Source organism: Corynebacterium epidermidicanis, assembly GCF_001021025.1.
Taxonomy (GTDB): Bacteria; Actinomycetota; Actinomycetes; order Mycobacteriales; family Mycobacteriaceae; genus Corynebacterium; species Corynebacterium epidermidicanis.
Map to the genome: position 1 here is coordinate 392,094 of NZ_CP011541.1, position 21,615 is coordinate 413,708.

General features: G+C 58.4%; 28 protein-coding genes. 19 read left to right on the plus strand and 9 right to left on the minus strand.

Annotated elements, in window-relative coordinates:
* Both CEPID_RS01840 and CEPID_RS01845 read right to left on the minus strand, forming a co-directional pair.
* The gene (locus tag CEPID_RS01840; RefSeq protein ID WP_047239514.1) at nucleotides 1-300 is read right to left on the minus strand and encodes a hypothetical protein; all 300 of its coding nucleotides are present in this window, start codon (nucleotides 298-300) and stop codon (nucleotides 1-3) included.
* A 6-nt stretch (nucleotides 301-306) separates the two neighbouring features.
* Nucleotides 307-729 (minus strand): Asp23/Gls24 family envelope stress response protein, encoded by a 423-nt coding sequence (locus tag CEPID_RS01845; protein ID WP_047239515.1) that lies wholly within the window; start codon nucleotides 727-729, stop codon nucleotides 307-309.
* A 594-nt stretch (nucleotides 730-1,323) separates the two neighbouring features.
* On the opposite strand from CEPID_RS01845, the gene rpsJ reads away from it, so the two are divergent.
* The 11 genes from rpsJ to rpsQ are packed head-to-tail and all read left to right on the plus strand — an operon-like array spanning nucleotide 1,324 to nucleotide 6,488.
* The gene (rpsJ, locus tag CEPID_RS01850) at nucleotides 1,324-1,629 is read left to right on the plus strand and encodes a 30S ribosomal protein S10 (RefSeq protein ID WP_003848085.1); all 306 of its coding nucleotides are present in this window, start codon (nucleotides 1,324-1,326) and stop codon (nucleotides 1,627-1,629) included.
* Nucleotides 1,630-1,658: 29 nt separating this feature from the next.
* Nucleotides 1,659-2,315 carry a 50S ribosomal protein L3 gene (gene rplC, locus CEPID_RS01855; RefSeq protein WP_047239516.1) on the plus strand — a complete coding sequence of 219 codons (657 nt, stop codon included), beginning with the start codon at nucleotides 1,659-1,661 and terminating at the stop codon, nucleotides 2,313-2,315.
* On the plus strand, nucleotides 2,312-2,968 hold the full coding sequence (gene rplD, locus CEPID_RS01860) for a 50S ribosomal protein L4 (RefSeq protein WP_047239517.1): 657 nt from the start codon (nucleotides 2,312-2,314) through the stop codon (nucleotides 2,966-2,968). The genes rplC and rplD overlap by 4 nt, the downstream gene beginning before the upstream one ends.
* The gene (gene rplW / locus CEPID_RS01865; RefSeq protein ID WP_047239518.1) at nucleotides 2,968-3,273 is read left to right on the plus strand and encodes a 50S ribosomal protein L23; all 306 of its coding nucleotides are present in this window, start codon (nucleotides 2,968-2,970) and stop codon (nucleotides 3,271-3,273) included. Before rplD ends, rplW begins: the two co-directional genes overlap by 1 nt.
* Before the next feature lie 29 nt (nucleotides 3,274-3,302).
* A complete protein-coding gene (gene rplB / locus CEPID_RS01870) occupies nucleotides 3,303-4,145 on the plus strand; it encodes a 50S ribosomal protein L2 (protein WP_047239519.1) in 843 nt (280 codons plus the stop codon).
* 13 nt (nucleotides 4,146-4,158) lie between these two features.
* Entirely contained in the window at nucleotides 4,159-4,437 is a 279-nt protein-coding gene (gene rpsS / locus CEPID_RS01875) for a 30S ribosomal protein S19 (RefSeq protein WP_018023292.1), read from the plus strand.
* Between the two features lie 3 nt (nucleotides 4,438-4,440).
* Nucleotides 4,441-4,803 carry a 50S ribosomal protein L22 gene (rplV, locus tag CEPID_RS01880; RefSeq protein WP_047239520.1) on the plus strand — a complete coding sequence of 121 codons (363 nt, stop codon included), beginning with the start codon at nucleotides 4,441-4,443 and terminating at the stop codon, nucleotides 4,801-4,803.
* Nucleotides 4,803-5,549: a 30S ribosomal protein S3 gene (gene rpsC, locus CEPID_RS01885; protein WP_047239521.1), complete on the plus strand. Its 747-nt coding sequence runs from the start codon at nucleotides 4,803-4,805 to the stop codon at nucleotides 5,547-5,549. Before rplV ends, rpsC begins: the two co-directional genes overlap by 1 nt.
* A gap of 2 nt (nucleotides 5,550-5,551) precedes the next feature.
* On the plus strand, nucleotides 5,552-5,968 hold the full coding sequence (gene rplP / locus CEPID_RS01890) for a 50S ribosomal protein L16 (protein ID WP_047239522.1): 417 nt from the start codon (nucleotides 5,552-5,554) through the stop codon (nucleotides 5,966-5,968).
* Nucleotides 5,968-6,198: a 50S ribosomal protein L29 gene (rpmC, locus tag CEPID_RS01895; protein WP_047239523.1), complete on the plus strand. Its 231-nt coding sequence runs from the start codon at nucleotides 5,968-5,970 to the stop codon at nucleotides 6,196-6,198. The genes rplP and rpmC overlap by 1 nt, the downstream gene beginning before the upstream one ends.
* Before the next feature lie 2 nt (nucleotides 6,199-6,200).
* Nucleotides 6,201-6,488, plus strand: coding sequence for a 30S ribosomal protein S17 (gene rpsQ / locus CEPID_RS01900; RefSeq protein WP_047239524.1), 288 nt, complete (start codon nucleotides 6,201-6,203; stop codon nucleotides 6,486-6,488).
* 355 nt (nucleotides 6,489-6,843) lie between these two features.
* Here rpsQ and CEPID_RS01905 read toward each other — a convergent pair whose 3' ends face one another.
* The 4 genes from CEPID_RS01905 to CEPID_RS01920 all read right to left on the minus strand — a co-directional run bounded on the left by CEPID_RS01905 (nucleotide 6,844) and on the right by CEPID_RS01920 (nucleotide 11,449).
* Entirely contained in the window at nucleotides 6,844-7,287 is a 444-nt protein-coding gene (locus CEPID_RS01905) for an LppP/LprE family lipoprotein (protein ID WP_047239525.1), read from the minus strand.
* A gap of 119 nt (nucleotides 7,288-7,406) precedes the next feature.
* Entirely contained in the window at nucleotides 7,407-8,099 is a 693-nt protein-coding gene (locus CEPID_RS01910) for a GntR family transcriptional regulator (protein ID WP_236684276.1), read from the minus strand.
* A 63-nt stretch (nucleotides 8,100-8,162) separates the two neighbouring features.
* Nucleotides 8,163-9,758 carry a GTPase family protein gene (locus CEPID_RS01915; protein WP_047239527.1) on the minus strand — a complete coding sequence of 532 codons (1,596 nt, stop codon included), beginning with the start codon at nucleotides 9,756-9,758 and terminating at the stop codon, nucleotides 8,163-8,165.
* Between the two features lie 5 nt (nucleotides 9,759-9,763).
* Nucleotides 9,764-11,449, minus strand: a complete 1,686-nt coding sequence (locus CEPID_RS01920; protein WP_407921604.1) for an ABC transporter — start codon at nucleotides 11,447-11,449, stop codon at nucleotides 9,764-9,766.
* A 54-nt stretch (nucleotides 11,450-11,503) separates the two neighbouring features.
* On the opposite strand from CEPID_RS01920, the gene CEPID_RS01925 reads away from it, so the two are divergent.
* Nucleotides 11,504-12,154: a hypothetical protein gene (locus CEPID_RS01925; protein WP_047239529.1), complete on the plus strand. Its 651-nt coding sequence runs from the start codon at nucleotides 11,504-11,506 to the stop codon at nucleotides 12,152-12,154.
* A 39-nt stretch (nucleotides 12,155-12,193) separates the two neighbouring features.
* On the opposite strand, the gene CEPID_RS01930 is transcribed toward CEPID_RS01925, so the two are convergent.
* Nucleotides 12,194-12,931, minus strand: coding sequence for a hypothetical protein (locus CEPID_RS01930; RefSeq protein ID WP_144413416.1), 738 nt, complete (start codon nucleotides 12,929-12,931; stop codon nucleotides 12,194-12,196).
* A 190-nt stretch (nucleotides 12,932-13,121) separates the two neighbouring features.
* On the opposite strand from CEPID_RS01930, the gene rplN reads away from it, so the two are divergent.
* The 4 genes from rplN (at nucleotide 13,122) to CEPID_RS12360 (ending at nucleotide 15,770) form a co-directional block, all read left to right on the plus strand.
* Nucleotides 13,122-13,490 (plus strand): 50S ribosomal protein L14, encoded by a 369-nt coding sequence (gene rplN, locus CEPID_RS01935; protein WP_047239531.1) that lies wholly within the window; start codon nucleotides 13,122-13,124, stop codon nucleotides 13,488-13,490.
* Between the two features lie 3 nt (nucleotides 13,491-13,493).
* A complete protein-coding gene (rplX, locus tag CEPID_RS01940; protein ID WP_047239532.1) occupies nucleotides 13,494-13,808 on the plus strand; it encodes a 50S ribosomal protein L24 in 315 nt (104 codons plus the stop codon).
* A 1-nt stretch (nucleotide 13,809) separates the two neighbouring features.
* Nucleotides 13,810-14,382 carry a 50S ribosomal protein L5 gene (rplE, locus tag CEPID_RS01945; RefSeq protein WP_047239533.1) on the plus strand — a complete coding sequence of 191 codons (573 nt, stop codon included), beginning with the start codon at nucleotides 13,810-13,812 and terminating at the stop codon, nucleotides 14,380-14,382.
* A 665-nt stretch (nucleotides 14,383-15,047) separates the two neighbouring features.
* Nucleotides 15,048-15,770, plus strand: coding sequence for a DUF2207 domain-containing protein (locus tag CEPID_RS12360; protein WP_144413417.1), 723 nt, complete (start codon nucleotides 15,048-15,050; stop codon nucleotides 15,768-15,770).
* Nucleotides 15,771-15,831: 61 nt separating this feature from the next.
* Here the strand turns inward: CEPID_RS12360 and CEPID_RS01955 are convergent, their stop codons facing one another.
* Nucleotides 15,832-16,758, minus strand: a complete 927-nt coding sequence (locus CEPID_RS01955; RefSeq protein ID WP_047239535.1) for a DUF4862 family protein — start codon at nucleotides 16,756-16,758, stop codon at nucleotides 15,832-15,834.
* Nucleotides 16,759-17,002: 244 nt separating this feature from the next.
* On the opposite strand from CEPID_RS01955, the gene CEPID_RS01960 reads away from it, so the two are divergent.
* Together CEPID_RS01960 and mmsB are read left to right on the plus strand one after the other, a co-directional pair.
* On the plus strand, nucleotides 17,003-18,520 hold the full coding sequence (locus CEPID_RS01960) for a CoA-acylating methylmalonate-semialdehyde dehydrogenase (RefSeq protein WP_047239536.1): 1,518 nt from the start codon (nucleotides 17,003-17,005) through the stop codon (nucleotides 18,518-18,520).
* 13 nt (nucleotides 18,521-18,533) lie between these two features.
* A complete protein-coding gene (gene mmsB, locus CEPID_RS01965; RefSeq protein ID WP_047239537.1) occupies nucleotides 18,534-19,418 on the plus strand; it encodes a 3-hydroxyisobutyrate dehydrogenase in 885 nt (294 codons plus the stop codon).
* A gap of 15 nt (nucleotides 19,419-19,433) precedes the next feature.
* Here the strand turns inward: mmsB and CEPID_RS01970 are convergent, their stop codons facing one another.
* Nucleotides 19,434-20,048: a TetR/AcrR family transcriptional regulator gene (locus CEPID_RS01970; protein WP_047239538.1), complete on the minus strand. Its 615-nt coding sequence runs from the start codon at nucleotides 20,046-20,048 to the stop codon at nucleotides 19,434-19,436.
* Between the two features lie 54 nt (nucleotides 20,049-20,102).
* Between CEPID_RS01970 and CEPID_RS01975 the strand changes: the two genes are divergently transcribed.
* Entirely contained in the window at nucleotides 20,103-21,542 is a 1,440-nt protein-coding gene (locus CEPID_RS01975; protein WP_047239539.1) for a GntP family permease, read from the plus strand.
* Nucleotides 21,543-21,615 lie beyond the last annotated feature (73 nt).

The window sequence follows — 21,615 nt, forward strand, 5'->3', positions numbered from 1 at the left end:
TCATTCGATGATGTCACTAACCACGACCCGAACATCCAGCCCCGAAACTTCCGTCGCAGCTATGGCTGCTGCCTCGGCCAGTGTCTCCAGCGCGGGCTTATCGACGTCCGTGTCCCGACAAGCCCGGAGGGACGCCACAATGTGGATGTTCAGGGTGCCGTCGATAAGCTTGAGGCCGTACACGCGTGTGCCGGGGTAAAGCAGTGCCAGCTCGCCGTAGGCCCCTCGATACATGGCGGCGACGCCGGGAACTCGAGTGACGGCGTCGGCGATGCGGTTGGCGGTGGCTGCGTCAATCATTTTGGATTAGTGGACCCGCGTTGACGCTGGCTCGAGTTCAGATTCTTCGGGAAGGTCAAGATGGACATCGTGGACCATGACGTTGACCTCGGAGACTGTCAGGCCAGTCATGCGCTCGATCGCGGTAATGATGTTGAGGCGGATGGCGTCTGCAAGTTCGTGGATGGCTACGCCGTACTCGGCGACGATGACGACATCAACAGCCGCTTCCTTTTCGCCAACCTCGACACTGACGCCTTGCTGCATATTTACACGGGATCCCGGAATCGAATCTCGCAGGGCGCCGACCATACGCGTGCCACCAGCGCCGAGAGCATAAACCCCACTAACTTCACGCGTGGCCATACCGGCAATTTTGGCCACCACCGCGTCTTCGATATGAGTTTTGCCCAGGTTGCGATGATCTGAGTTCGCGGTCATTTCGTTCATTCTGGCTCCTCGAGACGATGCGGAGTGCGGTAGGCATTCCTCCTCAATCGTAGGCCAGAAACCACTGTGATGAAGGTGACCTCGACGGAAAAGAATTTAGGGGTTGTGTTTTGAGTGGATACATGGTTAACTATCCAGGTTGCGTTAACAACTGGTGAATCAACCATGCCCTCAAGCGTGGAGAATGCACAAGATGGTAATGCAAACATGATCTTCCTTCCCCTTCGTAAGAAGAGAAGGTTGTTCCAGCGCAAGCTGGGAGACCGAGGCAGGTAAGGCATGGCAAATAAACAGCGGCAGTCGGCAAGGATAAGCGCTTATCGCGAGGTAAGTTCCCTTCCCACTTGATTGTGGCCCGAAGAACATGGCGTGATAAGTCACGGTGTTTGATAAAGCCCCTGATCAAGACCGGCACTACAACAATGGCGTTCGTTTGTGAACCAAGGTCTTAATGTGTGCATCGGTCAATCTGATTGGCAAGTCAAGGTAACTGGCGTTGAATGCCAAGCCATACAGGCTCGGACAACGTTATAGAGACATAAACGTTTCCCACCGCTCAGTAACTGATGTGGGACATCGAGGAAGAGGATAAGCGTGGCGGGACAAAAGATCCGCATTAGGCTCAAGGCCTACGACCACGAGGCAATCGACGCATCCGCGAAGAAGATTGTCGAGACGGTCACCCGTACCGGTGCCCGCGTTGTCGGCCCTGTGCCACTGCCAACCGAAAAGAACGTATACGCAGTTATTCGTTCTCCACACAAGTACAAGGACTCGCGTGAGCATTTCGAGATGCGCACGCACAAGCGCCTGATCGACATCCTCGACCCGACGCCGAAGACTGTTGATGCGCTCATGCGTATCGACCTTCCGGCCAGCGTCGATGTGAATATTCAGTGATCGACGGACTACTTGGCGGAGAATAAATAATGAGTGAAAACGTAGTGAAGGGCATTCTGGGCACCAAGCTCGGCATGACCCAGATCTTCGACGAGGACAACCGCGTAATTCCGGTAACCGTCGTCGAAGCTGGTCCATGTGTCGTAACCCAGATTCGCACCGAAGAAACCGATGGCTACAACGCCATCCAAATCGCTTTTGGCGAAATCGACCCACGCAAGGCCAACAAGCCTGCAGCTGGCCACTTCAACAAGGCTGGTGTTACCCCCCGCCGTCACGTAACCGAAATCCGTATGGATGATGTTTCCGGTTACGAGCTCGGTCAGGACGTCACCGTAGACATCTTCGAAGGCGTTACCTTCGTCGACGTTACCGGTACTTCCAAGGGTAAGGGCTACGCCGGTGGCATGAAGCGCCACGGCTTCGCAGGTCAGGGCGCTGCTCACGGTAACCAGGCCGCACACCGTCGTGTTGGTGGCATTGGTGCTTGTGCAACCCCAGGCCGTGTCTTCAAGGGCACCCGCATGGCTGGTCGCATGGGTAATGATCGCGTCACCACCCAGAACCTCAAGGTTCAAAAGATTGACGCCGAGGCAAACCTGCTGATCATCAAGGGTGCTATCCCTGGTGTTCGCGGCGGCCTCGTAACCGTTAAGACCGCAGTGAAGGGCGGTGCACACGCATGACCAATCTAAAGTTGGACGTCCACACCGCTGACGGAAAGACCTCCGGCACCGTTGAGTTGCCAGCGGAGATCTTCGACCGCGAAGCATCTATTGCTTTGATGCACCAGGTCGTCAACGCTCAGCTCGCAGCTGCTCGCCAGGGCACCCATGCCACGAAGACTCGTGCCATGGTTTCTGGTGGCGGCAAGAAGCCATTCCGCCAGAAGGGAACCGGTCGCGCTCGTCAGGGCTCGATCCGTGCTCCTCACTTCACCGGTGGTGGCATCGCACACGGCCCGCAGCCTCGTAACTACGAGCAGCGCACCCCTAAGAAGATGATCAAGGCTGCCCTCTACGGTGCGCTTTCTGATCGCGCTCGCAATGAGCGTATTCACGTGGTGACTGAACTCGTTGCTGGCCAGACCCCATCCACGAAGTCTGCACGCGCATTCATCGAGCGACTCACGACCCGCAAGAGCGTGCTCGTAGTCCTCGGCCGTGAAGATATCACCGCATGGAAGAGTGTTAACAACCTCCCAGGCGTACACACCCTGGCAGCTGACCAGCTGAACACCTACGACGTCCTCAAGGCTGATGACGTTGTGTTCTCTGTTGAGGCTCTGAACACCTTCATCGACCGCGCTACTGCTGCGGCCAAGGAGGAGGCTAAGTAATGGCTACCATCGCAGATCCACGCGACATCATCATCGCACCGGTCGTTTCTGAAAAGTCTTACGGCCTGATGGAGCAGGGACAGTACACGTTCTTCGTTGCTCCTTCCTCTAACAAGACAGAGATCAAGATTGCTATCGAGCAGATCTTTGGCGTCAAGGTTGCTTCCGTAAACACCATCAACCGCGAGGGCAAGCGTAAGCGCACCCGTTCCGGTTACGGTGTTCGTAAGGCCACCAAGCGCGCCATCGTTACCCTGCGCGAGGGCAGCGATCCAATCGACATCTTCGGCGGTTCCGCCTCCTAAGCGGCGGAAAGTTAAGGACCAGAAAAACTATGGCTATTCGTAAGTACAAGCCGACAACCCCGGGTCGCCGCCAGAGCTCCGTTTCGATGTTCGAGGAGATCACTCGCTCGACTCCGGAGAAGTCTCTGCTGCGCCCACTGTCCAAGTCGGGCGGCCGTAACGTACACGGCCACATCACCACTCGTCACAAGGGTGGCGGACACAAGCGTCAGTACCGTGTCATCGACTTCCGTCGTGCAGACAAAGACGGTATCACCGCAAAGGTCGCTCACATTGAGTACGACCCGAACCGTACCGCTAACATTGCTCTCCTTCACTTCCGTGATGGCGAGAAGCGCTACATCATTGCTCCTAAGGGCCTGCAACAGGGCGCTATCCTCGAGTCCGGCGCAAACGCCGACATCAAGGTTGGCAACAACCTGCCACTGCGCAACATCCCTGCTGGTGCAACCATCCACTGCGTAGAGCTCAAGCCAGGCGGCGGTGCCAAGATGGCACGTTCCGCTGGTACCTCTATCCAGCTGCTGGGTAAGGAAGGCAAGTACGCAATCCTGCGTATGCCATCTTCCGAAATCCGTCGCGTGGACATCCGCTGCCGCGCTACCGTCGGTGAGGTCGGCAATGCTGACCAGATCAACATCCGTTGGGGTAAGGCCGGCCGTATGCGCTGGAAGGGCGTTCGCCCAACCGTCCGTGGTGTTGTTATGAACCCGGTTGACCACCCACACGGTGGTGGTGAAGGTAAGACCTCCGGTGGTCGTCACCCAGTTTCTCCTTGGGGTCAGCCAGAGGGTCGTACCCGCAAGCCAAACCGTCCGTCCGATCGTCTGATCGTTCGTCGCCGCCGCACCAACAAGAACAAGAAGCGCTAAGAGGAGGTAGAAAATGCCACGCAGCCTTAAGAAGGGCCCGTTTGTCGATGAGCACCTCCTCAACAAGGTCGACGCTCAGAACGAAAAGGGCACCAAGCAGGTCATCAAGACCTGGTCTCGCCGCTCCACCATTCTCCCTGATTTCATCGGTCACACCTTCGCCGTCCACGACGGTCGCAAGCATGTGCCAGTTTTCATTGACGATTCTATGGTGGGCCACAAGCTCGGCGAATTCGCACCAACGAAGACCTTTAAGGGTCACGTCAAGGAAGACAAGAAGGGACGTCGATAAGCGATGAGTGACCAAATCACCACCGCCCGCGCGACTGCGCGCTTCGTCCGGGTTAGCCCGATGAAGGCACGCCGTGTCGTCGATCTCGTTCGCGGCAAGTCCGTGGCCGAGGCTATGGCTATCCTGAAGTACGCCCCACAGGCTGCTTCTGAGCCAGTTGCAAAGGTTGTTGCTTCTGCAGCAGCTAACGCTGAGAACAACTTCGGCCTGGATCCACGCACCCTGGTCATCTCCGAGGCTTACGCTGACGAGGGACCAACCATGCGTCGTTTCCAGCCACGTGCTCAGGGTCGTGCATTCATCATCCGTAAGCGCACCAGCCACATCACCGTGGTTGTTGAAAGCCAGAAGGAAGGGGCCAAGTAGTGGGCCAGAAAATCCATCCACACGGCCTACGCTTGGGCATCACTTCCGATTGGAAGTCCCACTGGTACGCCGACAAGTCTTACTCTGACTACATCGCTGAGGACATCAAGATCCGCGAGTTCCTCGCAAAGGGTCTAGACCGCGCCGGCGTTGCCGACGTTGTCATTGAGCGCACCCGCGACCGCGTTCGCGTCGACATTCACACCGCCCGTCCAGGCATCGTGATCGGTCGTCGTGGCTCCGAAGCTGACCGCATCCGTGGCCAGCTGGAGAAGCTGACCGGCAAGCAGGTTGCACTGAACATCCTCGAAGTTAAGAACATCGACGCTAACGCTCAGCTGGTGGCTCAGTCCATCGCCGAGCAGCTCGTTAACCGTGTCGCATTCCGTCGTGCAATGCGCAAGGCAATCCAAGGCGCTATGCGTCAGCCACAGGTTAAGGGCATCAAGGTTGTATGTTCCGGTCGTCTCGGCGGCGCCGAGATGTCTCGCACCGAGCGCTACCACGAGGGTCGCGTTCCACTGCACACCCTTCGCGCCGAGATCGACTACGGCACCTTCGAAGCTCACACCACCTTCGGCCGCATCGGCGTCAAGGTGTGGATCTACAAGGGTGACGTCGTTGGTGGCCGTCGCGAGTCCGAACTCAACGCTCCAGCAGAGCGTCGCGGTCGCGGCGATCGTCGTGAGCGCCCACGTCGTGGCGGCCAGCGTCGCCAGCGTGCTGAGCAGAAGCAGGAGGGCTAAGAATGCTTATCCCTAAGCGCGTCAAGTACCGCCGTCAGCACCGTCCACACCGTACCGGTGTATCCAAGGGCGGCAACCGCGTTACTTTCGGTGACTACGGCATCCAGGCTCTCGAGCCCGCCTACATCACCAACCGTCAGATCGAGTCCGCTCGTATCGCCATCAACCGCCACGTCAAGCGTGGTGGCAAGGTTTGGATCAACATCTTCCCAGACCGTCCGTTGACCCAGAAGGCACTCGGTGTACGTATGGGTTCCGGTAAGGGCGGCGTTGAGAAGTGGGTCGCCAACGTAAAGCCTGGCCGTATCCTCTTCGAGATGAGCTACCCGAACGAAGAGATCGCTTTGGAAGCTCTTCGTCGTGCTGGCCAGAAGCTGCCTTGCAAGGTCCGCATCGTTAAGAAGGAGGACCAGTTCTAATGGCATCTGGTATCCCAGCACACGAGCTCCGCGAGCTCAACAAGGAAGAATTGACCACCCGTCTGAAGGAAGCCAAGGAAGAGCTGTTCAACCTGCGCTTCCAGATGGCTACCGGTCAGCTGACCAACAACCGCCGTCTGCGCGTGGTCAAGCAGGACATCGCCCGCATCTACACGGTTATCCGTGAGCGCGAGCTGGGCCTGTCCGTTGTCCCGGGAGCTGAGGCTTAATCATGAGTGAGGCAAACGTGAACAACACCCCAAAGAAGGCAAAGGGCGCCCAGAAGGTGCGCACCGGCTACGTTGTTTCCGACAAGATGACCAAGACCATCGTCGTCGAGTTGGAAGACCGTAAGCAGCACGCCAAGTACGGCAAGACCATCCGTACCAACTCCAAGGTTAAGGTCCACGACGAAAACGAGATCGCCGGCATCGGCGACCTCGTCAAGATCGAGGAGACCCGACCACTGTCTAAGGACAAGCACTTCCGTCTCGTCGAGATCGTCGAGAAGGCTAAGTAGTCTTTAGCAGCTTCAAGGCCCGTCCACCGCATGAGGTGGGCGGGCCTTTTGCATGCAGCCTATCGACGCCCCAATGAGCGGCTTAAGTGGCGAGAGCTGTGGCTGGTTGGCCGAGTGTGGGTTGTGGCTTGGAAATTGGAGTCCCAACTAGCACTCGCGAAGCCCTCGTGCCCTGACGCTCCCGCACGATAGGGTCTGTTATTCGTCAGGGTCGGGGTAAGAGTAAAGCTGCAGTGACCTATCGTGAGCTCAGCGCAACAGGAATGAAGCTTTCGCTAACCACCTTGGAGCCGTCCCAACTGTAGGTGACGGGGAAGGCGAAAACCGAAGCGGTGCCTGGGCCTTTCCAATGGAATTAGTCGATGGTCACGCGGTCGTCGGTAGCCCCGCGTACTTCCTGGAAACGAGACTTCAGGGCAGTGGTGGTGCCCACAAATTCCCCGGGGTGAAGCAGCAGGTACTGCTTCGGCGCGTTGGGGTCCTTTGTTAATTCGCGGAGCTCTGCATAGCTCAGTTCGCGGCAGGGGTTGAAGTTAGTCGTGCCGGTAAACTCCCAACGAGTGAAGTCTAATGGAGGTGGAATTTGGGAGCTCTGGTGGGAAAGTCCATCTTCATACCCCACCTGGCAATTCGGATCATGGTCAACTGGCGAAGGAGCCTGACCAGGCGCAACTGGTAGGAAACCGAAGGCGGGCAGGTTAGAGGACATAGGTATTTGAGCAGTTGGTGGTGCAACTAAAGCACCAAGGGCAACCAGCGCAGCGGCGCTAATGGAAAGTAAGCGTTGTGCGAATTTCACGATATGGCTTCTAAGAAGGGCAAGCAGTGGTCCGATTTCAAAGACACCAAAGGTGGCGCACAGCACAGCCTAACGAGGATTGCCGAGTTCTGCCCGTTGAGTGGCGAATTCTCGCTACACTAGTGCGCTCCAAATTTGAAGGCGCCGTTGTTGTCTAGCGACCCACTGAGGGCACCGGTGCGTATAGCGCTTAAGCTGTTGCGGATGTGCTCGCGTGATAGCTCAGCGGCTGCAGGTCCGTCGCCTTCTTCGATGAGCTTTGCTAGCCGATGATGCTGGGCGAAGTCTACGGCTCGGGCACCGTCGTCAGCCGGGTAGTTTGTTGACAGCCGACGGTATCTATCCGACTTGTCCCATACGTCTTCCAAGGAGCCCAGCAGTACGGTGTTGTGGGCTGCTTTGAAAATCGAGGTATGAAAAGCGCGGTGGGCATGGAATGCCTCTTCGCTGGTATCCAGTGTGACGGGCAAAAGCGCTTTTGCCGTGCTACGAATTTCGATGAGATCAGCGTCGGTGCGTCGCATGGCGGCAAGTTCGGCGGCGAGCGGTTCTAGGGCATATCGCACCTCGAGGAGCTCACGGGCTTCGTCGTCAGAGGTTTCTGCAACGCGGGCGTCGCGATGAGTTTCCATGTGGATCCAGCCTTCGGAGGCCAGCTGGCGGATCGCTTCGCGCAGGGGAGTGATGCTCATTTCGAGTTCGTCGGCAAGATCGTATTGTTGGAGCCGGGACCCAGGTGGAAGGACACCAGAGACGATCCGTTTGCGGAGCTCACGGTAAGCGACCACGCCCTTGCTTGGCTGCTTCGCCACGTCCACATACCTCCATCGACATCAACTGTGATTCTCCGTTCGAGACTACCCGACCGGAAATGCTTAGCCCCGTGCTAACGAGATCTTGGCGAGGAAATCCGCATAGTCGTCCCGGATATCCAGCAGCGGGTCTTCTACCACCGTCCCGGATACCTCCGACACTTCGTCGCGAAGCGCTGCCCGCGTACGTGACCTGATGACGGCACTGATAGCGAACCCGAATGCTGCCGTAAATAGACCGAGCACAATTCCCAGCAGCAAACCCGCCATGATGAGCAGGGTAGGCACAGGCCAGCCTTCTACTTCTGGGATCGTCTCGCCCAGCAGCGGGGTAATGATCCCAGGTAGGAACGCGATCGCCAGATACCAACCTACTCCTACCAGGGCAGCCAACAACGCAAGCCATTGCAGGAGTGTGAAGATGTTCCACACGCCCGAAGGCTGCGCTGGCAACTTGGTGCGGGTGGCCACGCGGTCCAGCTCTTCGGGCAGCTTCTCGACGACCTGTTCCGTGCAATCGCCAACCGCATGCTGCCATTGCTCCGGCAAACCCTCGGCGACACGAGCGGCGTACTCCCGCACACCACGATTGGCTACCGCCTTGCTGGCCGCGTCGAGTGTCGGCATGGAAGAACGGTGGACATCGGAAGTATCCGCTTCTTCTCGAAGTCCTAGGCGGCGTAATGGATCCGGACGCAAACGCAGCATCCATGCGGTGAGAACCCAGCCGGTCTTCTGCCCAAGCCGTTTGCGGTAGGCAGCCGCAGTGACGTCGGCTAATGCATCAGCACCAGCGGCGGTGGTTAGCGCCTCATCGAGGGCTCGTTTCGCACTGTTGGGAACCGACTTAGGTGGCTTGGCGCCGGCCCAGGTAGCGGTTGCCGCATCGATATCAGCCTCGATGCGTCGCTGTTGGGCAGTGTGTTCCGCGGATACCTGGGCGATCGCGGTGCGGAGCTCGTCGATACCGTACCCAGTAGTTGCCGAGGTGGAGATGACGGTGACATTGCGCAGGCCGTCGTCGCTGAGCAATTGGGCATAAGAACGGGACACGGTCTGCCGGTCCGTCTCACTGAGCCGGTCAGATTTGTTTAAGACCGCGAGGGTGATGTCGCTGTGCAGTGCGTGGGGGCGGATGAAGTCGTCGTGGATGATGGCATCTGCGTACTTTTCTGGATCCGTGACCCACACCAAGACGTCTACCTGCCCAGCTAATCGGGTTGCAATCTCGCGGTGGACCGGCTCGACGGAATCGAAATCAGGAAGATCCAGCAAGATCAGGGGTCCCGCCTTCTTAGTGAAATCGCCAGGACGGGTGCGACGATCTTCTACCTCAAGCCAATCAAGTAGCTCTTCGGAGCCTTCCGGGTGCCAAATTGCAGCCAGCGGGGAAGATGTGGTGGGACGGCGGGCAGCTGCCTGGCCCAGGTTCTCTCCAACCACCGCATTGAACAGGGAGGTCTTGCCGGAGCCTGTGGCACCGAAGAAGCCCACTACTGTGTGGTCACCGGACAGTGCGCGTCGTTCTTGGGCGGCGGTAGCAACGCGGGTTAGCGCAGCGTGTTCGGCGGGGGTGAGTCGGCTACCGCCTATTTCGGCGGCCTCGCCAAGCGCTTGCAAACGGTCGTTTAGGGACGCCGCAGACCGAAAAATTCCCATGTGGATTAGCCCTTCGTTTGGTTAGCGACGTCTGTGACAGCCGAGGTTGCGCGTGCGCGGAGCTCTTGGGCGTCCGTGCCTGACGTAAATTGCTGTGTCACCTGATCAAAGCGGGCACGTTCCGCAGCGAAGAGGACGCTAATGCGCTCGTCTAGGTCTCGGCGGGCACGGGTGGCCATGCGGCGAACGGCGTCCTCGCCGAAGATTGTTTCCAGCATTTTTTGGCCAACTACTGCGGAGCCACCAGCAATGGCAACCTCTCCGCCTGTTAGCCCCGCGGTGGACGCAAAAACCACCAGCATCAAGGCCACGGTCACCACGTTGAACCCCAAAGACATCAGTCTGGCCTGTTTACGCTTGTCCGCAGCGTTGTTTTCGATGGTGTGCATCAACTCGGCTTGCCACTCGCGGACCAGTTGTGCGGCAGCTTCGGAGATTTCCGGGCTGGCGGCTGCCAAGTCTGGGCTCAGCGTTGCCCTTAAGTCGGGGGCCATCGAGCCGAGATGGGACCAGGACCGTGCCGCCGCGGTTTGGGCGGAATCGACCACAACGGCGTGCAAACCAGTCTCGATTTCGGCTTTGACCTCTCGCACTGGGGCCGGCTTGCCGGTGAAGAAACTACCGACGCGATCGATCGCCGTGGAATACCACTTCTCGACCGTTCGAAAGGCATCGGAGGTACCTACAAAATCCTGCCAGCGTTGCAGCACTTCGTTGCGCAAGAGATTTCCATCGCTCGTAGCAGCGATGACCTGCTCGCGAGCCCGGTCATAGTTCGCGTCGAACGCGGTGGACAGCTGCAGCCCAAACTCTTCCTCGCCTTCGCGGACGTCCGCGAGGGCGTTCACCCGGGTCTGCACGCTACCGAGCGCTCCGAGCACGGTCTTGGCAGCCATAGCGCGCCGGGCTGCGGAATCCGCAGCCAATGCCGCCAGGTGTTCGCGGATGGGGAGGACGAGGTCTTGGGGCAGTTGGCCGTCGATATGCCCGGCGTCTGGCACAGTGAAAAGGTTGACGTCAGTGAGACCCGCCTCTCGCATCATGCGGCGTAAGTCCTCGGGCACGGTGGTCATCGCATCCGTATCGACGCGGTTCAAGATGACCACAACTTCGATGTCCCGGCTGGCTGCGTCGTTGAGGAAATTCCACACCAATTGATCGGCGTAGCGCGCCGGGGTGGTGACGAACACCCAGAGGTCAGCTGCCGCAAGGAGCTGCGAGGCTAGGGCCCGGTTGCGGTCGTCGATGGAGTCGAAGTCGGGGGCGTCGAGAAGTGCGAGCCCAGGTGGGAGTGCGTCGCAGGCGACTGTGCGTAGGGATGTCGCTTGCGGGTTAGCGCCAGCTTCGCCTTGTTCGCGGGCAAGGCCAGGTAGCACCCGATCCGAGTTGAACCAGGCGGAATCCTCGGGATGAGCCACCAACACCGGTTGTCGGGTGGTGGGGCGGATGACGCCCGGCTGGGTCACTTTTTGGCCGACTATTGCATTGACCAGGGTGGATTTACCACTGCCCGTAGATCCGCCGACGACGGCCAGCAGCGGCGCGTCGATATTTTCGAGGCGGGGGAGGATGTAATCCTCCAGCTGGGAAGCCAGTGCTAGTGCCTCCGCGCGGGCGTTGTCGTGCGCTGCAAAGGTCGCATTGTCTAGGGCCACGCGCAGGGCGTGCACGGATGCTAAGGAAGAAGTCACGAACTCCATTGTTGCAGCTATCGCGATCGACCGAGGGATCTATGATGAATTCCTATGAAGGATCCCACGCGTATTCCGCAGCTCACCGCAGAAATCGAACGCCTGTGGAGTGCGTTGCCCAATCATTGCCTTGGGGATCTCATTGGGCTCATCGGGTACGAGCACCTTGGTGAAGAGGAGCTCCCAGCCAGACTCACCGAACTGCGCCGACAGTTCCCTGCCCGGGTGTCTGAATGCGAAGGCCCATGCGTGGTACGAACCGACTCGCATGACATCGCCATCCACGGCTCCACCGCGATCCTCCGGGAAGTCGGCCCCCGCCCCGGCCGTCCAAGTATTTGGGAGCTGTCCGAAGTTGGCGCGGCTCAGGTCTCCTGGCCGTTGCGCCTTATCGACGCCACCGGCTCCGCTCACACCTATGGCATTGTTCGCTCGATCACCCCTCTCAACCCGGAAGTGCCGACGAAACTTGACACGGCCGACCGGGGATTTCGGATCTTTGTCGCAGAGCTTTCCGACGGCACGCGCCTATTGATCAGCAAGAAACTATTTGCCTACGTGCAACAACGCCGGGAGCTTGATGTTAAGGAGTGGTCTTGGCGCAAGCTGGAGGGCCTGACACGCGGCCAGCAATTGCGCATGATCACCACCGGAGGCGAAGTGGAGGAACTGGGGACGGTGGACCGAGTGTGGGTCGTTGGCTAGCTGGTGCTCGCGCGCCGCGCCGCACTGATGAACCACCAGTTACTCAGGGCCATGGTCCGGCTCAAGCATTGGGGCTGTCCTGGCAGCCTTGGTCTTGACGTACTGACGGTAATCGAAGTATCCCGCGACCACTGCCGACCCGATTCCGACTAGGTAAAAGACCGTCCCTACTAGAAAGCTGACAATACTCAAGAGGAAGCTGCCTCCGGAGGCTTGAGCCCACCTTTTCCCGGGGAGAGTGTCAGCCATTGTGGAGGCCACGCCTAACTGCACGATCGCTGCCATGAGCCCGAGAAACTCGGGCCCCCACATGTACCACCCTTCCAAATCCCATTGACTCACCCGGCTAAGAGTCCACATATTTAGGGCGAATAGAGCAACTTGGATGACGGCGAAAATCGGCGCCCAGGAGTAAGTCAACGACTTTGGGAGCCGGTCCATAACCGCAGCGAGCAGCAAACACGCGCAAAAGATTGGTATTCCCACCATGGCTAGCAGTCCGGTGACATTAATGACTGGGTCTCCGGGGCCTGCAGTAAACCCCACGAATACCCAGCTGGCGGCACCTACCACGGTGATGAGAGCGCCAGTAACAACTGGCCAGCGCAGAGTAGCTTTGACTGGTAGCCGGATTTCGTTGATGGCCAGCGCCAAGGACACGATGGCAACGATGCCCCAGAGGACCACCATGCGGGTTTTCCACGGCAAGGGAAAAGATGCCGTTAGGGAGCACAGTAGGGCGACACAAGCGCATGCATAACTGATATTCCGGCTCATGTCCTCAAGCCTAGGGGAGTGGGGCAGGGTGGCGTCGGAAAAGCGGGTCCGGCCAGGTATTTTGTTGCTGGTCGGGGGCGTGTTATTCTTTACCGGTTGTCTATGAGTTTTCATGGGCACGTTTGACCGCGTGCGCTCGGGACGGAAATCCGGCGCACATTTTACGATTCAACCAGGTCAGGAGACCCAAGTGATTCAGCAAGAATCGCGTCTGAAGGTTGCCGACAACACCGGTGCACGTGAAATCCTGTGCATCCGCGTTCTCGGTGGCTCTACTCGACGCTTTGCTGGCATTGGCGACGTCATCGTCGCTACTGTCAAGGAAGCTACCCCAGGTGGCAATGTTAAGAAGGGTGACATCGTTAAGGCTGTCATCGTTCGCGCTAAGAAGGAAACCCGTCGTGCAGACGGTTCCTACATCGCTTTTGATGAGAACGCTGCCGTTATCATCAAGAACGACAACGAACCACGTGGCACCCGTATTTTCGGCCCAGTTGCCCGTGAGCTTCGTGACAAGAAGTTCATGAAGATCGTTTCTCTCGCACCGGAGGTGATCTAACTTATGAAGATTCATAAGGGCGATACTGTTCTCGTCATCTCCGGCCCAGACAAGGGCGCTAAGGGCAAGGTCATCCAGGCTTTCCCTAAGACCAACAAGGTCATCGTTGAGGGTGTGCACCGCATCAAGAAGCACGTCGCTAACTCTGCTCCAGAGCGCGGCGCTGAGTCCGGCGGAATCGTTACCCAGGAAGCTCCGATCCACGTTTCTAACGTTATGGTTTTGGATTCCGACGGCAACCCGACCCGCGTTGGCTACCGCGTAGACGAGAACGGCAAGCGTGTCCGTATTTCTCGTAAGAACGGGAAGGACATCTAAAATGAGCGAAAACTACACCCCACGTCTCAAGACGCGTTACCGCGAAGAGATCCGCACCAAGCTTAACGACGAGTTCTCCTACGACAACGTTATGCAGATCCCAGGCTTGACCAAGATCGTGGTCAACATGGGCGTCGGCGACGCTGCTCGTGACTCCAAGCTGATCAACGGCGCACTCGAAGACCTCACCCTGATCACCGGTCAGAAGCCAGAGCTTCGTCGTGCGAAGAAGTCCATCGCAAACTTCAAGCTCCGTGAAGGCATGCCGATCGGCGCTCGCGTTACCCTGCGTGGCGACCGCATGTGGGAATTCCTTGACCGTCTCCTGACTGTCGCCCTCCCACGTATTCGTGACTTCCGCGGCCTGTCTGACCAGCAGTTCGACGGACACGGCAACTACACCTTCGGCCTGACCGAGCAGACCATGTTCTACGAAATCGATGTCGACAAGGTCGATCGTCCTCGTGGTATGGACATCACCCTGGTCACCACGGCTACCAACAATGAGGAAGGCCGCGCGCTGCTGCGCGAGCTGGGCTTCCCATTCAAGAAGGCTGGCGACTCCGAGCAGTAAATCGCTCTTGCTATTGTGAAACCCGTCACCCCGCTGGGGTGGCGGGTTTTGCTTGTGTCTAAGGGTGCTGGCTTGGTGGCTAGGTTTCGGTGGTGTCGCGGCAGGTTAGTGGGGCAGGTCGGCGTGTCGCCGGCCGTGCGGGTTTGCTGCATAAGTGCTATGTCGTCGCTTCGGCGTAGTCCGACTACGTAGAGCAGCGTTTTTTAATGAATATAATCCCATAGCGGTAGTCCGACTACACCGAAGTGACGACATCGAGCGGGTTTCGGCTGCCAGACAACAGTAAATACTGGCTTCAGGCCCACAACACTGCGGAAAACACGCATCAGAGACACACTTTTCTATACTTAACCCTTGGTTTCGGGGGTGTCGCGGCAGGTTAGTGGGGCTGGTTTATTTGGAGCTAGTTTATTTCGGGCTGCACACCGGCTAGGTCGTACTTCCGTAGTAGTACTCCTACGCAGCAGCTTAGATTTCGGCGATTTTTCGATCTTCTAGGTAGTCGCACTACCTTGGGGGTACTGACTAGCACATGTGAAGTCATCCTGTCCCTGCGAGTCCGGCGCTCGCGCACACACTTGCATCCGATAGCGTGGGTTTCATCAAGAGGCGTTGCAGAGCTTTGGTGCTGAAACTCCGTAAGAAATGCTGGTGCAATGCCAACAATGTCCTGGAAGACTAGAGGGAAAGGGAGCACCTTGTTTGGTTTGCTGCTGGTCTCAGTGATCCCGTGCCTGCAATTGGTGCTCGTCAGCGTGGCGATGCGTCGTCGCCCCAAACATACAGTGCGCCTCTTTCCAGACGATGATATTGAGGCCATCGCCTCGCTCGCCGGCGACGCGAAGCGTTTGGTGCTCGCGGATGTTGTGTACTTTGTGGATCAGGGATTCGTTCGGCCCAGTGGTGACATGCTGTACGTAACCCGTCTTAGGCCCAAGAGCGCTACTTCTTTGCAACGCTCCATTCTGGGCGCATTAAGTCGAGGCAGTCTTGATCTCGGTGAAACTCCGGCGCGCGTGAGGCAGCAGCGGCGAGACGAGCTAATCGAACTTGACCCGATCCACCGGCGCCTAGGCCGTCTTGCAGTTGGACTTATTGGGCTCTCGGTGATCACAGGTTTCGCAGGCGCAGCGATGGCGGAACAAATCTTGTTGTTGCCGGTCAGCATTGTCAGTTCCGGGATACTCGGTCTTGTTGTGCTGCAGCGGACTCGTGGCGGAACAAGTAGCCAGGCTTTCGACGTCGATAAGCCTGCGACCTCCCGGGCCCACCTCGCTGCATTGAACGGGGAGGCTGACCCATTGGTGATGCGAGCGAGCTGGGAATTGCTTGCGGGAGTAAGACTCGACACGTCTGAAAGTTCGACCACTGTCGAATCGTATGCGTAACAAAGGTCTCTCGCCGTGCGAGGACATCTCAGGCAGGTCACCTAGCGAATCGAGTAGCGCTCTAAGTTTCGACTGGGTTCGTCATCGCTGAATAAACTGAGCGCAACATTCCGATGCGGGTCTCGATGTCGGCATCTTTGGGTACTTGGATTTTGATGCCATGATAGACGGCCGCACCTGCTGTAGCCGCGCAGAATTCGGCTACTTTGTCCGGCGTCATCCAGCTTGAGGGCTCATCCGTGCTGAGTGGTAGATGGGCATCTGCCCAGGCGGGGCCGTATTGGGTGGCCGCCGGCCCGGCACCGGAGCACATAATGCCACCCAGCAGCCCGGCTTCCTTCAGCTGTTTTACCTGCTTTGCCGGCTTGTCGACGTCGTGGGATTCCACTACGCTGCGTCCCCAATTGATCGTGATCGGGGTGTTGGTGTCGGCGCAGGCGGTGATTTCCTCATCGAGGGTGAGGAATTCCTTTTCCCCAGGTCCGACTCCATCGTATGCATCGCAGTGCTCGATGATGAGCGCGATACCGTAACTATCTGCAACCGGGACGAGCTCAGCCAGCGATTCGCGCAAGGCATCAACGCGGGCAGTTCGGCTCGGGGCCGAATGTACCGCCACGCGGGAGATTGTCTCTTCACCAGTTACGTCGTTGAGCTGGGCCGTATTTCTTAAGACCTGGGTGATGAAGGCTATTCCTGCGGCCCGGCCAGCCGAATCGGTGGATCCAATTCCGAAATCTGGATTGTGCGCCAGCGTCTTCATGGTGCCGGGGATCGCGGTGACAACTCCTCCGCGAAAGCGGCCAGACAGTTGCCCAGCGAGCCGACGCCAGTCCGGATCATCCGCAGATGCGGTCCCAAGCCACGGAACTTCGATGCCGGTGACAAATCCCGATTGTGAGAGTGCGGTATAGAACTTTTCGCTTTCAGCCTGTGTCGTTGGCATCGCGGCATAGGCGCCCACGATGCATTCAGAAAACCTGGTCATACCACTCAAGCTTAGTTAACGAGAAGTCAAAATCCCTGGTGTGTGGCCTGAAGAACAACCATCCGCAGGCGCGCTGGATCACAGACAGCGAATGCGGAATCGCTCGCGCTCAAGCGCCGGAGCTCGTTGGCGCCCGGACCCCGCAAACTCCACTGGGGGTAAACGTCATTCAACGCTCCAAATGTGACCCGGGACAAACTATGGTGTGTTCCAAGACACATTCAAGAGCGTGGAAGGAATCCCAATGACCTACACAGTTCCGCATTTCGTGGGCGGCCAAAAGATCTCCGGTGGCGAGCGTACGTCGGAGGTGCTGAACCCGTCGACAGGCAAGGTGCAGGGCGCAGTTCCGCTAGCGAGCGCGCAGGAAGTTGACGAGGCAATCGCCAATGCTGCTGAGGCGCAGCTCGGCTGGGCCAAGACCAACCCGCAGAAGCGCATCCGCGTCATCATGAAGTGGATTCAGTTGATCAACGAGAACATCGACGACATCGCCACCACTCTTTCCTTGGAGCATGGCAAGACGTTTGAGGATGCCAAGGGCGACATCATCCGTGGTATCGACGTCCTCGAGTTCTCGCTTGGCGCACCGCACCTGCTCAAGGGTGAATACACCACCTCGGCAGGCACCGGCATTGATGTGTACTCCATGCGTCAGCCGCTCGGCGTGGTCGCCGGTATCACCCCGTTCAACTTCCCGGCGATGATCCCGCTGTGGAAGGCTGGCCCTGCGCTGGCCTGTGGTAACGCGTTCGTGCTCAAGCCATCCGAGCGTGACCCATCGGTGCCTGTACGTCTTGCTGAGCTGTTCATCGAAGCTGGCGGACCTGCAGGTGTGTTCAACGTGGTGCATGGCGACAAGACCGCGGTGGATGCGATTCTCGACTCTGACACCATCCAGGCAGTAGGCTTCGTGGGTTCCACCCCGATCGCGCAGTACATCTACGAGCGTTGTGCGGCCACCGGTAAGCGCGCCCAGTGCTTCGGCGGCGCCAAGAACCACGCGCTGATCCTCCCCGATGCGGACATGGATCAGGTCGTAGACGCCCTCATCGGTGCAGCGTATGGCTCGGCAGGCGAGCGCTGCATGGCCATCTCTGTCGCAGTCCCAGTGGGGGAGGAGACCGCGAACGAGCTGCGCAAGAAGCTCGAAGAGCGCATTCCAGAGCTCAAGGTTGGCCACTCCCTCGATCCACAGGCTTCGTACGGTCCGGTCGTCGCAAAGTCCGCCCTGGAACGCATTCACAGCCTGATCGGTGAAGGTGAGCAGGCAGGTGCGGAGCTGGTCATCGACGGCCGTAGCGCAGGTGCTACCGATGAAGAGTTTAACGGTGAGTCGTTGAAGGACGGCTTCTTCATCGCCCCAACTCTCTTCGACCACGTCACGCCAGAGATGTCCATCTACACTGAGGAAATCTTCGGCCCAGTACTTACCATCGTGCGCGCCGAGACTTTCGAAGATGCAATCAAGCTCCCTACTGAGCATGCGTACGGCAATGGTGTCGCGATCTTCACCCGCAACGGCGGTGCAGCGCGTGAGTTCGCCGAGCGCGTCCAGGTGGGCATGGTGGGCATCAATGTGCCAATCCCAGTGCCAATCGCCTACCACACCTTCGGTGGCTGGAAGGCCTCCGGCTTTGGTGACCTCAACCAGCACGGCCCGGATTCCTTCCGCTTCTACACCAAGACCAAGACCGTAACCTCGCGCTGGCCGTCTGGTGATGCCACCGGCGCTGACTTCGCAATGCCACAGATGGACTAAGGAGAAGACGAACATGAGCACGATCGCATTTATTGGCCTCGGCAACATGGGCGGCCACATGGCGCACAACCTCGTCAAGAATGGGCACACCGTGCAGGGTTTCGACGTTGTCGCGGAGGCAAAGCAGCGGGCCACGGAAAACGGGGTTGATGTCCGGGAATCTGCAGCCGAAGCGGCCAAGGGCGCAGATATTGTGATCACGATGCTGCCGAACGGCGGGCTGGTCAATCAAGTGGTACAGGAAATTCTTGACACTGACTCCGGTGAAAAGCTTTTCATCGACTCGTCCACCATCGCAGTAGAGGAGGCCCGTGACATCGCGGAACTCCTCCGCAGCCGAGGGCACCGATTCATCGATGCCCCGGTGTCCGGTGGCATGGTAGGTGCGGAAGCTGGCACCCTCGCCTTCATGGTCGGCGCAGCCGAGGAGGATTTCGCCTCGGCTCAACCACTCTTTGAGGCGATGGGCAAGACCGCTACCCACTGCGGTGAAGTTGGCGCGGGCCAGGCCGCCAAGGTCTGCAACAACATGATCCTCGGCGTACAGCAGATTGCAGTTTCGGAAGCCTTGGTACTCGGCGAGAAGCTAGGTCTTAGCCACCAGGCATTCTTCGACGTGGTATCCAACTCCACCGGTGCCTGTTGGGCCCTGACCTCCAACTGCCCAGTGCCGGGACCAGTGCCGACCTCCCCGGCGAACAACGATTTCCGGCCAGGATTCGCCTCGGCTCTGATGTCTAAAGATCTCAACCTGGCAGCCCAGGCCCTCCAAGCTACCGGGACCAAGGCTGAGTTTGGCCAAGCAGCCTGCGACTTCTACCAAAAGACCGTCGACGATGGCTTTGGCGATAAGGATTGCTCCTTCGTCATCGAGCGCATCCGCGAAGCGAGCAACTAAGGAGATCTAGTCCAGTTAGTTGTCGGGGGTGGGACGGCCGTCGATAATGCGCTGGACTAGGCCACCGTAATAGGTGGTCAATTCTTCTTGGCTGTAGTGCTCAAACTCGGTGTCTCCCACGCGGCGCATCAGTGAGAGACCAGTGAGCAGCGCCATTGCCGCCTGCGCCCGCAGTTCGGGGGCGGGATAGGGCAGTGGAGCTTCTTGCTCGATTCGGGTCGCAAGCACGTTCAGGATGTCACGTTTGATGCGGGCGCCGATTGCGTTCAGGGATCGTTCGGAGCCATCGGTGATCGTCATCGTGCGGATGATCGAGTAAGACGCGGTCGTCGGCGCGGTAAGCGTTTCCGTGGCCGCCGTTATGCCCAGTTGCTCGAAGGGCCCTTTGAACAGGCTTTGGGCGCTGACGGTGAAGTCGACGGTCTGCTCAAAAAGGTTCTCCTTACTCTGAAAATGCTTGATGATCAGCGGCGCGCTCACCCCCGCCGCCTCCGCGATGTCTTTCAGAGACACCTGTGCGAAACTGCGTTCGCTAAACAGCGTGCGAGAGCAATCCAAGATGCGCTGCTTGGAGTCCTTGGGCGGGTTTGCCGCTTGTCGACGCACCGTCGAAGAGTGCCGTTGTTCCATAACTGAATTACTCCTCATTGTTCATTTCCTCTACAAGCTTAAGGAGTTCCTGCCGTGGTAGTTCCCATGATCGGCATTTTCCTTTCCCTCGTGGTCCTCATTGTGTTGGCATACCGCGGTCATTCGGTGGTGATTGCGGCTCCGATCGCTGCGTTGCTCGCTACCTTGCTTTCCGGGGCTCCGCTGCTTGCTACCTACACCCAGATCTTCATGCCCGCGCTGGGGAAGTTCATCACCAACTTCTTCCCGCTGTTCTTAACCGGAGCGGTGTTTGGCCGCCTCATGACGGTTTCCGGGCTTGCACATGACCTGGCGGTGGGGATCTCTAAACTCTTCGGCCCGAAGCGCGCGCTCTTATCGACGGTGTTGGCGACGGCACTGCTGACCTACGGTGGGGTCAGCGCATGGGTGGTCGCCTTCACGATCGTGCCGATTGCCACAGCTCTTTTCCAAGAAGCGGAAATCCCGAAGCGCCTGATGCCGGCTGCGATTGCGTTCGGCACGATCACCTTCGCGATCGCCGCTTTGCCTGGCAGTCCGCAGGTGCACAACGTGATTCCGACCAAGTATTTTGGTACTACCTCCTATGCCGCTCCGCTCATCGGTCTATCCGGCACAGCATTGATGCTGGTCCTGGGCATGCTTTGGCTCGAGTACCGAGTCCGGGCTCTGCATCGCGCCGGGGAGCGTTACATGCCTCTGGACGGGGTACACGCCGATGCTACGGCAGCGCTGTCGGCGTTGGAGGAAGAGGAAGGCGGACACTCCGAAGTGCCGGCGCACCGGACAGCTGGAAATACTGCTGTACGCGGGTTACTCGGCCTGTTACCCATTGTCGTCGTGGTAGTGATGAACTACTCGTTTATTTATTTAATCTCCAAGCGCCTCGACTTTTCCTACCTCGCGGAAGAAAAGTTCGGCAAGGTCTCCCTGGATTCTGTCGTCGGTACGTGGTCGGTGACCGTCGCCCTCGCGACCGCCATCCTGGTGATCTTCGCCATGCGACCGGGCATGTTCGGTGCATTTGTACAGGCGCTTTCCGACGGCGCGAAGACTGCCATCCTCCCGGTGTTCACCACCGCCAGCGAGGTGGGTTACGGTGCAGTGATCGCCTCGTTGGCCGCTTTCACAATGATCCGCAACGGTGTCTTCTCGATCTCTGACAACGCGCTGGTAGTGGCGGTAGTGTCCACTGGTGTTATTTCAGGTATCACGGGATCTTCTGCGGGCGGGTTGTCGATGACCTTGCAGACCTTCGGCTCCGATCTCGCCCGCATGGCGACCGAACAGGGAATTTCTTTGGAAGCCATGCACCGGATCACCGCGATGGCCTCGGTATCCTTTGACTCCTTGCCACACAACGGGGCAGTGCTGACGATGCTGTTGGTGTGTGGGATGACGCATAAGCAGTCGTACAAGGATGTGGCAGTGTGTACGGTTGTTGTGCCGATAATCGTGGTGTCCATACTGCTCGCTGCGGTGAGCATCGTTTAGGTCTGCCTAGGTAATTGCTAGAGTGCCCGGCCAGTTAGTTTCTGGTCGGGCACTTTTGAGTTTTCGCAGCGCG

Bases quoted from the DNA above. Each gene is read 5' to 3' on its own strand.
- CEPID_RS01840 (WP_047239514.1), bottom strand. From the start codon at position 300: ATGATTGACGCAGCCACCGCCAACCGCATCGCCGACGCCGTCACTCGA.
- CEPID_RS01845 (WP_047239515.1), bottom strand. From the start codon at position 729: ATGAACGAAATGACCGCGAACTCAGATCATCGCAACCTGGGCAAAACT.
- rplC (WP_047239516.1), top strand. From the start codon at position 1,659: ATGAGTGAAAACGTAGTGAAGGGCATTCTGGGCACCAAGCTCGGCATG.
- rplD (WP_047239517.1), top strand. From the start codon at position 2,312: ATGACCAATCTAAAGTTGGACGTCCACACCGCTGACGGAAAGACCTCC.
- rplW (WP_047239518.1), top strand. From the start codon at position 2,968: ATGGCTACCATCGCAGATCCACGCGACATCATCATCGCACCGGTCGTT.
- rplB (WP_047239519.1), top strand. From the start codon at position 3,303: ATGGCTATTCGTAAGTACAAGCCGACAACCCCGGGTCGCCGCCAGAGC.
- rpsS (WP_018023292.1), top strand. From the start codon at position 4,159: ATGCCACGCAGCCTTAAGAAGGGCCCGTTTGTCGATGAGCACCTCCTC.
- rplV (WP_047239520.1), top strand. From the start codon at position 4,441: ATGAGTGACCAAATCACCACCGCCCGCGCGACTGCGCGCTTCGTCCGG.
- rplP (WP_047239522.1), top strand. From the start codon at position 5,552: ATGCTTATCCCTAAGCGCGTCAAGTACCGCCGTCAGCACCGTCCACAC.
- rpmC (WP_047239523.1), top strand. From the start codon at position 5,968: ATGGCATCTGGTATCCCAGCACACGAGCTCCGCGAGCTCAACAAGGAA.
- rpsQ (WP_047239524.1), top strand. From the start codon at position 6,201: ATGAGTGAGGCAAACGTGAACAACACCCCAAAGAAGGCAAAGGGCGCC.
- CEPID_RS01915 (WP_047239527.1), bottom strand. From the start codon at position 9,758: ATGGGAATTTTTCGGTCTGCGGCGTCCCTAAACGACCGTTTGCAAGCG.
- CEPID_RS01925 (WP_047239529.1), top strand. From the start codon at position 11,504: ATGAAGGATCCCACGCGTATTCCGCAGCTCACCGCAGAAATCGAACGC.
- CEPID_RS01930 (WP_144413416.1), bottom strand. From the start codon at position 12,931: ATGAGCCGGAATATCAGTTATGCATGCGCTTGTGTCGCCCTACTGTGC.
- rplX (WP_047239532.1), top strand. From the start codon at position 13,494: ATGAAGATTCATAAGGGCGATACTGTTCTCGTCATCTCCGGCCCAGAC.
- rplE (WP_047239533.1), top strand. From the start codon at position 13,810: ATGAGCGAAAACTACACCCCACGTCTCAAGACGCGTTACCGCGAAGAG.
- CEPID_RS12360 (WP_144413417.1), top strand. From the start codon at position 15,048: ATGTCCTGGAAGACTAGAGGGAAAGGGAGCACCTTGTTTGGTTTGCTG.
- CEPID_RS01955 (WP_047239535.1), bottom strand. From the start codon at position 16,758: ATGACCAGGTTTTCTGAATGCATCGTGGGCGCCTATGCCGCGATGCCA.
- CEPID_RS01960 (WP_047239536.1), top strand. From the start codon at position 17,003: ATGACCTACACAGTTCCGCATTTCGTGGGCGGCCAAAAGATCTCCGGT.
- mmsB (WP_047239537.1), top strand. From the start codon at position 18,534: ATGAGCACGATCGCATTTATTGGCCTCGGCAACATGGGCGGCCACATG.
- CEPID_RS01970 (WP_047239538.1), bottom strand. From the start codon at position 20,048: ATGGAACAACGGCACTCTTCGACGGTGCGTCGACAAGCGGCAAACCCG.